General features: G+C 33.3%; 10 protein-coding genes. 5 read left to right on the top strand and 5 right to left on the bottom strand.

The genetic code is table 11. From position 1 onward, the window contains the following. Positions 1-213: 213 nt before the first annotated feature. The 3 genes from N2251_RS03615 to N2251_RS03605 all read right to left on the bottom strand — a co-directional run bounded on the left by N2251_RS03615 (position 214) and on the right by N2251_RS03605 (position 6,364). Positions 214-4,299: a choice-of-anchor L domain-containing protein gene (locus tag N2251_RS03615; RefSeq protein WP_446678064.1), complete on the bottom strand. Its 4,086-nt coding sequence runs from the start codon at positions 4,297-4,299 to the stop codon at positions 214-216. Between the two features lie 358 nt (positions 4,300-4,657). Further along, positions 4,658-5,800 (bottom strand): cysteine desulfurase family protein, encoded by a 1,143-nt coding sequence (locus N2251_RS03610; RefSeq protein WP_260585343.1) that lies wholly within the window; start codon positions 5,798-5,800, stop codon positions 4,658-4,660. 15 nt (positions 5,801-5,815) lie between these two features. After that, complete coding sequence (locus N2251_RS03605; RefSeq protein WP_260585342.1) at positions 5,816-6,364, bottom strand: DUF8465 domain-containing protein; 549 nt, start codon at positions 6,362-6,364, stop codon at positions 5,816-5,818. Positions 6,365-6,446: 82 nt separating this feature from the next. On the opposite strand from N2251_RS03605, the gene N2251_RS03600 reads away from it, so the two are divergent. After that, positions 6,447-7,079 (top strand): low molecular weight phosphatase family protein, encoded by a 633-nt coding sequence (locus tag N2251_RS03600; protein WP_260585341.1) that lies wholly within the window; start codon positions 6,447-6,449, stop codon positions 7,077-7,079. A gap of 148 nt (positions 7,080-7,227) precedes the next feature. Here the strand turns inward: N2251_RS03600 and ppk2 (N2251_RS03595) are convergent, their stop codons facing one another. Together ppk2 (N2251_RS03595) and ppk2 (N2251_RS03590) are read right to left on the bottom strand one after the other, a co-directional pair. Further along, entirely contained in the window at positions 7,228-8,007 is a 780-nt protein-coding gene (gene ppk2 / locus N2251_RS03595) for a polyphosphate kinase 2 (protein WP_260585340.1), read from the bottom strand. A gap of 1 nt (position 8,008) precedes the next feature. Beyond that, the gene (gene ppk2, locus N2251_RS03590) at positions 8,009-8,866 is read right to left on the bottom strand and encodes a polyphosphate kinase 2 (protein WP_260585339.1); all 858 of its coding nucleotides are present in this window, start codon (positions 8,864-8,866) and stop codon (positions 8,009-8,011) included. Between the two features lie 69 nt (positions 8,867-8,935). On the opposite strand from ppk2 (N2251_RS03590), the gene N2251_RS03585 reads away from it, so the two are divergent. From N2251_RS03585 to N2251_RS03570, 4 genes are all read left to right on the top strand, one after another. After that, the gene (locus N2251_RS03585) at positions 8,936-9,880 is read left to right on the top strand and encodes a lipid A deacylase LpxR family protein (protein ID WP_260585338.1); all 945 of its coding nucleotides are present in this window, start codon (positions 8,936-8,938) and stop codon (positions 9,878-9,880) included. 83 nt (positions 9,881-9,963) lie between these two features. Further along, the gene (gene dnaN / locus N2251_RS03580) at positions 9,964-11,082 is read left to right on the top strand and encodes a DNA polymerase III subunit beta (RefSeq protein ID WP_260585337.1); all 1,119 of its coding nucleotides are present in this window, start codon (positions 9,964-9,966) and stop codon (positions 11,080-11,082) included. 152 nt (positions 11,083-11,234) lie between these two features. Next, positions 11,235-11,999 (top strand): ParA family protein, encoded by a 765-nt coding sequence (locus tag N2251_RS03575; protein WP_260585336.1) that lies wholly within the window; start codon positions 11,235-11,237, stop codon positions 11,997-11,999. Positions 12,000-12,009: 10 nt separating this feature from the next. Then, entirely contained in the window at positions 12,010-12,897 is an 888-nt protein-coding gene (locus N2251_RS03570) for a ParB/RepB/Spo0J family partition protein (RefSeq protein ID WP_260585335.1), read from the top strand. The last annotated feature ends 17 nt before the right edge of the window (positions 12,898-12,914 follow it).

Raw genomic sequence — 12,914 nt, 5'->3', positions numbered from 1 at the left:
CACTGGATTCCTGCTCCTGTCGCTGCTAAATCTGCTACTGTTGGTGTATCAATAGAACAGAAAGTCTGTGCAGCTGTTCCTGTTGGTGCTGCTGGATCACTTACNGACCCTGCATACCACTGGATTCCTGCTCCTGTCGCTGCTAAATCTGCTACTGTTGGTGTATCAATAGAACAGAAAGTCTGTGCAGCTGTTCCTGTTGGTGCTGCTGGATCACTNATCTACTAAAGCTACTGTCGTGGCTAAAGATGTTCCTCCTGTTGACCCTGCATACCACTGGATTCCTGCTCCTGTCGCTGCTAAATCTGCTACTGTTGGTGTATCAATAGAACAGAAAGTCTGTGCAGCTGTTCCTGTTGGTGCTGCTGGTGCTGTATTATCTAATGTCGTTGTTACTGATGCTGTATCTGTACATCCATTAGCTCCTGTTACTGTTACCGTAAATGTTCCTGCGGTACTTACTAATAATGTTGAAGCTGTTCCAACTACTGTTGATCCATCTGACCATGAGTAACTCGTTCCGCCACTTGCTGTTAAAGTAGTATTTGGTACTGAACAACTTAATGCTAAACCATTATCGTTTGTGATAGAAGCTGTTGGTGCTGTATTATCTAATGTCGTTGTTACTGATGCTGTATCTGTACATCCATTAGCCGCTGTTACTGTTACCGTAAACGTTCCTGCGGTACTTACTAATAATGTTGAAGCTGTTCCAACTACTGTTGATCCATCTGACCAAGAGTAACTCGTTCCGCCACTTGCTGTTAACGTAGTACTTGGTGTTGCACAAGTTAATGCCAATCCATGATCATTAGTAATGCTTGCAGTTGGTGTTTTATTTACTGTTACTAATACATCAGACTCTTCAACACAACCTCCTACTGACGTAATAGTGTATGTAATTGTTACAGTACCACTACTTATACCTGTTACAACACCTGATGCATCAACAGTAGCACGAGCGATATCTGAAGAGCTCCATACACCTCCTGCATCTCCATCAGAACTTAAATTTAATGTTTTTGTAGTACAAACAGAAGTTCCTCCAGATATTGTACCCGCATTAGGTGCAGGATTAACTACCGTACTAGCACCTACTCCTTGACCTTGATCATCATTTGCTCCATCAGCTGTTCCTGATGTGTTTACTAAATCAGGTACCCCATTTGAGTTAACACCTCCGTTTGCTGCTATATCTATTCTTCCTTGATGGACTCCTGAAGCTACCAAGTGTGATAACTCAACATCTTCATCTCCCTCAATAGCATCATAACACCCATCACCATCAGAATCTACATCTAGATAATCTGGAGTATTATCGTTATCTGTATCACATTTTACTTTTGCAAAAAATGAATACGCAATAAAATCAGCACCTAAATCTTCACTTACTATTTTTATACTTGAAACTAAAGTTGTTCCTCGTCCTTTTATTGTTATATCTTGATTATCAGCTGTTCCATTTAATGATATTACACCACTAGTATCGTTATAGCTTAAATCACCTCTAGTTTTAAGAAATAACCCATCAGCAGAACCTCCATTTATTGTAATAGTGTATTTTGCTGTAGCTGGTAATGAAAAACTTGTAGGATCAACATCGTTTATCCATAGTGCAATTTCACTTACTGGCACCGCAGGAGAAAATGTTAATTCGAAATCAACATCACCAGTTTTAGCTATGCGCTGCTCTGCTCCATTTTGATTAATACTATAATTTATTTGCCCATCATTAAAAGAACCCGTATTAGTTTGAGAACTACTTCCTGGTAAACTTGCTGTTACAGTTGATGTTGTTCCTGCCCAAGCTCCTGAATTATTTTGTGACAAATACCCTACACAACTTTCATCAATATCTAAAATACCATCATTATCATCATCTAAATCACAGGTATCATCTAACCCATCTCCGTCAGTATCTACTCCTGAAGCAAAAGGACAGTTACATGATGCTACTGCTGGATTTTGAAAATCACCTGTAGCATTTATAGCTGCCGCAGTATTTGGTACTCCCGTAGTAGCATTTACATCGTTTGATGGAAATTGGTAATTTGTTGTTTGATTTGTTGTTGTACCTGCTTCTATTGCATCAGAACAACCATCGCCATCAGAATCTAAATCTAATTGATTTGGAATACCGTCACCATCGATATCATTACTAATAGATGGACCACTTCCACAAAACTCTATTAACTGACCTATTATAGCCTCTGCTTCTTCACAATTTCCTGCATTTAAGTTATCTGGCCATATAGCACAAGTAGCTTGTGTTGCATTGTCACCACAAAAAGCTGCGGTTCCTGGATTTAATTTATTAGAGCTACCTGTAGTTCCTGTAGTACTTAAAGCTATCCAATTGATACCTCCGCCTACTGTGTTTGACAATGTTATTGACGGCGCTCCACCTGTGTTGTTAGAAGTAGCTTGTGCTCTTGTAATTAAATATGCTGCTCCGTTTGAATTATCTCCTACTTTATGAAGTACATCTGGCTCTCCAACTGAAAGTGTACCACAAACTTCAATTACAGCTGCTGAATCCATAAACACATCTACAGTTGTGGTATTAGCCCCAAAAGTACCTGCTTGATTTATCAATAAAGATCCTTTTGCTATAAAATAAGCACCTTTACCCATATGTACTTCTGATGTTGCTGAACCAGATGCTGCGTTTTGACCAATAGTCATAGAACCTGTTACAATGGCTCCTCCTGTATCAGAAACAAAAAGCTTACCATTAGCATTTAAATTAACTGTTGTTAATTCTGCTCCTGGAAGTATATACAACTCCCCACCTGCGTTTATAGTTAAAGAACTTAAACCCATATCTAAATCACTAGATATTGTGTATTTTTCACCGCTATTAATTACTGTTATTGCAGCATTTAATTCGGTTGTACCTGATGAAGGCGCCATAGACTCTGGTGTTATACACCCTTTTTCGTCAGTATCTAAAACCCCATCATTATCATCATCTAAATCATCTCTATCTGCAACTCCATCACCATCTGTATCTACTAATACTGTTACAGTAACAGTTGCAGTATCACAGTTTGTAGATGGCTTACATACTGTATATACTAAATCGTATACACCAGCTGCGGTTCCTGGCACAACATTTACCTCACCAGTAGCAGTATTTAAAGTTACTCCTGGGTTTGCTGTACTTATTTGGTTTAACTCTATATCTGCAACATCAGGGTTTAAAGTACCCCCTACAGTATCGTTTGTTAACACATTTGCTACGGCAACACCACCTGTTGTTGAAACCACTTCACCTGCATCATTTTCAGCTTCTATTATAGGTACCCCACCAACACTTGATATAAAAACTCCTGAATCTAAATAAGAATCAACAACATCTGCAATGGCAATTTTCATGTGGTATACAATACCTGGTGTTAAATTTATATTTGCCGAAAACTTTTTGGTTATTCCATTAAATTGCACATTTACTGGGTAAGGTCCTATATTTTCATTACAATTTACAGGCTGATTATTAGGATCTGTATCATCATCTAAATAATGCCCATTATTTACATACCAAGCCGCTTGCCCTAAATCTGCTGATGAACTTCCTCCGTTACAACCTCTAAAACCAGCATTTACATTGTTAATAGATACTGGGTTTGTGGTACCTGGTACAAATGCCAAATTAAAAGCAGCTTGTTCTGCACCATCATACACCCCATTATTATTGGTATCTCCATCAGGTATGGTAGCATCTGCACCCGAAGGGTCCGACACAAAAAAACCAAAAACATCATTATATACAGAACCTACAAAATTTGGATACTCCTCTGAACCAAATTGATATTCTAATAAAACCCCTGTATAATTAGGCAAAGCTTCAAAATCGAACTCAAAAACAACTACATCACTAGTTGCATTCGCATCTATACTTCTTAAATCTACATCATTATATGTATTAAAAGTACCAAAAGAAGCAGTATCTTGATCATTAATTCCAAAAACATTAGCAACACTTGAAGTTGTAAAAGCAACACCTTCATCAACCTCTAAACCTGCCCCAGCAATACCGTTAGAAAAGGTAGCTATTTGATCAGAATCTTGTGTTACATTATCAGGATTTACAGCACCTCGTGTAATAACAGGGTTTGTTATTACAACCCCTGAAGACTGTAATTCAGCTGCTATTGCTGCCGCGGTTGGATTTGCATTAAAAGTAGCTTGCGCATTTACTAAAAACGAAGTAAACAACAATAAAATTAAACTTACGCTTTTTACGTTAAATTTAGAAAATAAGCCTTTCAACCTGAATGAATTGTAATTTTTCCCCATATTATTATATACTAACAAACTAAATGAAATTTAGTTATTATTTTTATTTTTTTGTTATTATTTGAAACATAAAAAACCCCAAAAAAACACATGTAGTCATATTAATGACACATGTATTGTTTCGGGGGATTATCTCTAATAAACATTGCAAATATAATTAACTTTTACGTATGTCACATATATAAGACACTTTTTTATTTAGTTAGTCACAATAATTTTTAATAAAAATTATTTATAAAAAAACAAAAACACATAAATAACAACTATTCAAACCAACAAGTATTCAGTCAATATAAGAAATTAAAATAAAAAGAACAACAACATGGTGTTAAATAATTTTTAACCCTCTTAAAACCTCTTATTGCAAGTATTTATTGTTTTTTATTTTAGAAATACAATAATCTACATCATTTACCGCAGTTAATTTACTAAATGAAAACCTTACCGATGTTTTTTCAGCTTCTTCCTCATTTAAAAAAGCTCTTAACACATGCGACCCTTTATTGGTACCACTTTGACAAGCACTACCGCCAGAAACTGCAACTCCTTGTAAATCTAAATTAAAAAGCATCATTTTATCTTTCATATTAAAACGTACATTTAGTATTGTATAACTACTTTTTTCTAAACTTGCAGACTCGCCGTTAAACTGGATCTTCTTAAAACAAGCTTGTAATTGTTTTATAAAATATTTTTTTACTCCTACTATATAGTCCACATCTTTTTTTAAGTTACTATACGAAACCTCTAACGCTTTTTCCATACCCAAAATAGCATGTACATTTTCGGTACCAGAACGCACTCCTTTTTCTTGCTCACCACCATATAAGATAGGTTGCAAGGCGATTCCTGCTCTAACAAATGCAAAGCCGACTCCTTTTGGGCCGTGAAATTTATGTGCACTTGCCACAATAAAATCTAAAGGTATTTCTTTTAAATCTATTTGATAATGCCCAATTGCCTGTACCGTATCCGAATGAAAATAAGCGTTATATGTTTTACACAATAAAGCAACTTTATGAATTGGCAATAAGTTACCAATTTCATTATTTATATACATTAAACTAACCAACGTTTTCTCGCTAGTTTCTTTTAAAACATTTTCTAAATCATTTAACGAAACAACTCCGTTTTCATCAACATCAACAAAATCTACCTTTATATTGTATTGCTTTTGCAAATACTGTACAGTACGTAAAACAGCATGGTGTTCTATTTTAGAAGTTACAATTCTTTTTACACCTAAATTTAACACAGCATTGTATAATATTAAATTATCTGCCTCGGTACCACCTGCTGTAAAAATAATTTCGCGCGCAGATACATTAAAATGTTTTGCTATATTTTTTCTAGCAGTTTCTACAGCTGCTTTTGCTTTTCTACCAAATTGATGGATAGAAGATGGATTTCCAAAATTATTTTGCATTGACGCATGCATCACCTCTATAACCTCTGGTAACATTGGTGTAGTTGCTGCATTATCTAAATAAATAGCTTTCATAATTTTTACTTATAATTAATTTGCATTCTGAAAAATATATACCTCGGTAGCTCCTGCTCCATACTTTTGATAAGAAGCATCGTAATATTTTACAGGATAATTATTTAACAAATAATACAATTCCGTTTTTAAAACTCCTTCTCCAACACCATGAATTAACACCAATTTCGCAATACTTTTAGACATGCAATACTCTACCTTATGTTTGGCGGTTTGTAATTGCAACGATAAAATATCGTAATTATCCATTCCGCGCGTAGATTTTACTAATTTACTAGCATGTAAATCTACCTCCATTACTACTTCATTTTTATCTTTTACAAATATTGATTTTTTCTTTTTTTGCGTGTCTTCAATCTTTGCTCTCAATAACGAATTACTAACTCGAGTTCGCTTACTTAACTCCTGCTGCTCTACATTAATTTTAACCAATTCGTGAGCTAAAAAAGAATACTCCATTCCGTCTGTATCTTTAACAAAAAACATATTATTTTCCTTTTTTGTTATGAACCCTCTAATATCAGCATCTAAAACCGCCACTTTACTACCTATTTCTAAACACATCCTTAACCTTTACTTAATTCATTAAAAGAGTTTTATAGCGTATTTTTGCCATAATTACATAGTACAAAAGAACTGTAAAAAAATGATAAACACTAAAAATATCAGCACAAAAATATTCTTTGAAGAAGCTAGAAAAGAAATTACCATTAGTAACGAACGCAAACAACTACTTACTAAAATTGCGCAACTAATTATTAGTGAATATAAAGATAGAGAAAAGATAAATTTAAATTTTATTTGCACCCACAACTCAAGAAGAAGTCAGTCTGCTCAAGTTTGGAGTTTTTTTGCTGTTGAATATTTTAACTTGAAAAATATTTTTACCTATTCTGGCGGAACCGAAGTAACTGCTTTTAACAGAAATACGGTAAAAAGCCTACAAAAAACGGGATTTAATTTTAATATCTTAGATTTTTCGCATCAAAACCCACGTTACCTAATTACTTTCGAAGGCACAAAAAAATCAATTTTAGGTTTTTCCAAAACCTACGACCACACCAATAACAGCTATCCTTATATTGCAATTACCACTTGTGACAATGCAGACGAAAATTGTCCTTTTATTCCGGATGCTATCGCAAGATTTCACGTACCATATACAGATCCGAAAAGTGCGGATAACACCGATTTTAGTAGTGAAAGCTACTTAAACACAAACAAACAAATTGCTGGTGAAGTATTTTTTATTTTTGAGATTATAAAAAACGAGTTGTAAACTTATAAATAGCGTTATTCTTAACTTGTTTCAGAATCACATATCATTTCAAATGGAACGCATACAAATACAACCCTGAAATAAATTCAGGGTGACGTTGTTATTTTATTATAAAAGTAGATATACAATAAAAACGAGTTATTAATTTTTACACAATCGTATTCTTATCGTACGGAATACTTTCTAAAACGTGATTTATTACATTTATACGTGCGATTGTTTTTCTATTCGCTCGTATAACTTTCCATGGTGATGTTTTAGTATTTGTTTTAGAAAACATGGCGCGTTTGTATCCTGTATAATCATCCCACAATCCTTGTGCTTTTTTATCAACCTCGGTCATTTTCCACTGCTTCAACGGGTTGTTTTTTATATCGTTAAAACGCTTTGCTTGCTCCTTTTTATTTATCGACATATATATTTTCACCAGACGAATACCCGATTCTAAAATCATTCTTTCAAAATCATTCACTTGATTCATAAATATTTGATATTGCTCTTGCGTACAAAATCCGTTTACAGGTTCAACTACTGCCCTATTATACCAACTACGATCAAAAAAAACAATTTCTCCTGCCTTAGGAAACTGCTCTACATATCGCTGAAAATACCACTGTGTTTTTTCATCTTCATTAGGCTTTGGCAATGCTATAATTCGCATATGCCGCGGATTAATTCTTTCTGTAATTCTTCGGATAGCACCTCCCTTTCCTGCAGCATCTCTTCCTTCAAAAATAATAATAATTCGCTCCTCATTATTTATAGCCCAGGTTTGTAATCGAATTAACTCGACTTGTAATTTCTTAAGCTTACGCTCATAATCTACATACCTAACTGCTCTCTCCAGATTAAAAGGCTTAGACAAAAGCGCTTTTAACCCTTTGGTAGAATTCAATTTATTTACATCTTTTTGTGTTAACTTTTCCATATTAATCTAAATGATTTACTGATCGATAATAACGCATTACGATATTAGGATCAGGATTTGTCATTGTTTTCAATTCTTCTTCTACTTGGTAATCAAACTGAGATAATACATGTCGAATACACTCTATCCTAGCTTTCTTTTTATCATTTGTTTTTACAACTATCCATGGGCTATAGGTAGTATGTGTTTTACTAAACATTTCGTCTTTATAAAAGGTATACCTATCCCATAATTCTTGTCCTTTTTTATCAACAGGACTAAATTTCCACCGTTTTAAAGGATCATCGTTTCGTGCATCAAATCTACGCAGTTGTTCGTCTTTAGAAATAGACAACCAAAATTTAATAATCGTTACCCCATCTTCATATAGCATGTGCTCAAATTCTGGCACCTGCACTAAAAACTTTTTATATTCCTCTTTTGTACAGAAATCCATTACTGGCTCCACCACCGCTCTATTATACCAGCTACGATCAAAAAAAACAATCTCACCAGGGTTTGGCAACTCTTTTATATAACGCTGAAAATACCATTGTCCTTTTTCGATAACAGTAGGTTTATTTAACGCTACCAAACGCATAGAACGCGGATTAAGATGCTCCATAAATCTACGGATATTACCTCCTTTTCCAGCAGCATCTCTTCCTTCAAAAATAACAGCTACTCGTTTGTTGTTTTTTGCTACCCATTGCTGAAGCTTCACTAATTCTACCTGAAGTTTCTTAAGTTCTTCTTCGTAAGTTATTTTTTCCTTAACTTTATCTATCGACATGCCTTTTTTCGCTACTAAATTTAATAACTCTTCATTTGTAGAGACACTTTCAAAATCGTTAATTGTAAGTTTTGCTTTCTTTCCCATTTAAAATAACACGTTGAATTACTACTTATTTCAGCCTAACGTTGCTAAAATAAGACGATATTAGCTCCCATGAAACAAAAAGTCTTTTTTTTATTAATACTATGCTCTGTAACACTTTTCTCTCAACGAAAATATGCGAATGAATTTAGTTTTTTAAACGACAACGATTTATACATTTCTCCTAGTCAAGATCGGTATTATACGAACGGTATGTTTTTAACCTATCGATATTTAAGTAATAACACTCCTGAGAATATTGAAAAAAAAATATTCGAAGTACAACTGGGTCATCATATGTATACGCCTTTTAAAGCAACAGTTAATCAACACATGAATCACGATCGCCCGTTTGCAGGTTATTTATTTGGTAGTTTTGGTATCAATCGATTTTATAAAAACCAAACCATATTAAAAACAGCTATACAAATAGGAACCTTGGGAACTTCTGCAATGAGCAAAGAATTACAAGATTTTATTCATACTATTTATGGTTACAAGAAAGCTATTGGATGGAAATATCAAATTGCAAATGCTTTTGCCATAAACCTAAATGCTGATTACATTAAAAACATCGCTAACAATGAATTTCTTGATATTAACTGGTTAAACAACGCTAAAATCGGAACTATTTACACCGATATATCAACAGGATTTTACGGACGAATCGGCTTAAAACCACTTCAAAAAATTATAAACTCCATTGCTTTTAATGCTAATTTAAATACTAAAAACACTAACTTCAATAATGAAATTGAATCCTTTATTTACATAAAACCAATGCTTAGTTATATTGCTTACGATGCGACTATTGAAGGAAGTTTCTTAAACAAGAATAGCCCTATTACTTTCGATATTGAGCCTTTTAAATTTACAACTGAAATAGGAATTCGTTTTACAACCAATCGTTTCAATTTCGGCTATGCTGTAAATTATCATACAAAAAAGCTAAAAAGCATACGTGTTCCAAAAGGAAATTTTTACGGAACCATACAGTTAAACTATCAATTTAATTAATTTTTTTGATGATTGAAAAAATAATTTTTAAAACCATCAAATTAAGATATATTTGTAAATCTAATATACAGAAACTATACTAAATGAAATTTATCGTATCTAGCTCTCAGTTATTAAAACAATTACAAGTTTTAGGAGGGGTTATAAACAGCAATAACACATTACCTATTTTAGACAATTTCTTGTTCGAACTAGCTAACAATGAACTTCAAATATCTTCATCAGATCTTGAGACTACGATGACTTCTGTTATTGAAGTAGAAAGTACCGATACGGGATCTATTGCAATAAATGCTCGTTTATTATTAGACACTTTAAAAACATTTCCTGAACAACCACTTACTTTTAAAGCAGAAAGTGGTAGTACTATCGAAATTATTTCTGAGCAAGGTAAATACGACATGGCTTATTTTAGCGGAGAAGAATTCCCTAAAGCTGTTGAATTACCTTCACCAAGCAGTACTAAAATTCCGTCGCATATTTTAGCTACAGCAATTTCAAAAACAATATTTGCTGCTGGAAACGATGATTTAAGACCCGTAATGAGTGGAGTGTTTTTTCAGTTCAACTCAAAAGAACTAACTTTTGTTGCTACAGACGCTCATAAATTAGTAAAATATACACGTACTGATGTTACTGCCGATAAATCAGCAGAGTTTATAATGCCTAAAAAACCTTTAAACTTATTAAAAGGAATTTTAAGCGGATCAGAAAATAACGTTACAATTGAATATAATGATACAAACGCTAAATTTACGTTTGACAACGTTGTTTTAGTTTGCCGTTTAATTGATGGGAAATATCCAAACTACGAAGCTGTAATACCTAAAGAGAATCCGAATAAATTAACAGTAGATAGAGCTTCTTTTTTAAACTCTGTACGTCGTGTTTCTATTTTCTCTAGCAAAACAACACACCAGATTCGTTTAAAAATGGCAGGAACAGAATTAAATATTTCTGCTGAAGATTTAGATTACTCTAATAAAGCAGATGAACGTTTACACTGTGATTACCAAGGTGATGACATGCAAATAGGTTTTAATTCACGCTTTTTAAGTGAAATGTTAAATAACTTAAATGCGAACGATGTATTAATAGAAATGTCTTTACCAAATCGTGCTGGAATTTTAACGCCAATTGACGGAACTGACGAGGGTGAACAAGTTACCATGTTGGTAATGCCTGTGATGTTAAACGCATAAAACACTTAAAACAAAATCATAAAAGCCACATAGTCAAATATGTGGCTTTTTAATATTACAGAAGTTTGATATTTGTTTTTGTTAACATCTTTCGCTTAAAAAAATGATAAATAATTGTAAATTTACCTCTTTCAAACTTTTTATAAATCACAATGGGTAAAATAATCGCAATTGCAAATCAAAAAGGTGGCGTAGGTAAAACTACAAGTTCTATAAATTTAGCCTCATCATTAGGTGTTTTAGAGAAGAAGGTATTATTAATTGATGCCGATCCGCAAGCAAACGCAACTTCTGGTTTAGGTTTAGATGTTGATAATGTTGAGTTTGGAACCTATCAAGTTCTAGAACATACAATATCAGCTAAAGAAACGATCTTAAAAACAAGTTCTCCAAATGTTGATTTAATTCCCGCTCATATTGATCTTGTAGCTATTGAAATAGAATTAGTAGACAAACAAGAAAGAGAATACATGCTTAAAAAAGCATTGGTAGATATAAAAGACGATTACGATTATATTTTAATTGATTGCGCACCTTCTTTAGGTTTAATAACATTAAACTCTTTAGTTGCTGCAGATTCAGTAATTATCCCTATTCAATGTGAATATTTTGCATTAGAAGGTTTAGGAAAATTATTAAACACGATTAAAAGTGTTCAAAAAATTCACAATCCAGACTTAGATATCGAAGGATTATTATTAACGATGTTTGATTCTCGTTTACGCCTTTCTAACCAAGTTGTTGAAGAAGTTAAAAAGCACTTTAGCTCTATGGTATTTGACACAATTGTTCATAGAAACATCCGTTTAAGTGAAGCACCTAGTTACGGTGAGAGTATAATTTCATACGATGCAACCAGTAAAGGAGCCGTAAATTACTTAAATTTGGCGAACGAAATTTTAACTAAAAACGCATAAGTACTGTAGGATGGCAAAAGCAACTAAAAAAAGAGCTTTAGGGAGAGGTTTATCAGCTTTATTAACTGAAACTGCTGAAGTAAATTCTGCTGAAGATAAAAACGCTGATAAATTAGTAGGAAATATTATTGAAATAGAATTAGATTCAATAGAAATGAATCCGTTTCAGCCTAGAACTTACTTTGATGAAGAAGCACTTCGCGAATTAGCTAACTCTATCGAACAATTAGGCGTTATACAACCCATTACAGTACGAAAATTAGCAAGCAATAAATTTCAATTAGTTTCAGGTGAACGTCGTTTTAGAGCGTCTAAATTAATAGGTAATAAAAAAGTACCCGCCTATATTCGTTTAGCCAACGATCAAGAAATGTTAGAAATGGCATTGGTTGAAAATATTCAGCGTAAAAACCTTGATCCTATTGAGGTAGCACTTTCTTACCAGCGTTTAATTGATGAAATTCAGTTAACACAAGAGGAATTAAGTGTTCGTGTAGGTAAAAAAAGATCTACCGTTACCAATTACTTACGTTTATTAAAGCTAGATCCTATTATTCAAACAGGCATGCGAGATGGTTTTATTTCTATGGGACACGGCCGTGCATTAATTAGTATTTTTAATACCGAAAATCAATTAACAGTTTACGAAAAGATAGTTAGAGACAAACTTTCTGTTCGTCAAACCGAAGAATTAGTTAAAAGTCTAAAATCAGGTATTGTAGCTAAAATAGCTAAAAAGAAAACTGTACCAAGTTTTATTACTGATAGCGTAAAAGATATGAGTGACTATTTTGGTCATAAAATAGATGTTAGTGTAAACAACAAGGGAAAAGGAAAAATTTCGATTCCTTTTACTTCTGAAGAAGATTTTAATCGCATTAAAAAACTATTAAAATAATTGAATATTCGTACTTT

The sequence above is a fragment of the Tenacibaculum haliotis genome (genome assembly GCF_025215075.1).
Lineage (GTDB): Bacteria > Bacteroidota > Bacteroidia > Flavobacteriales > Flavobacteriaceae > Polaribacter > Polaribacter haliotis_B.
Note: the sequence above shows the minus strand (reverse complement) of the source record. Positions and strands in the feature narration are given on the sequence as shown.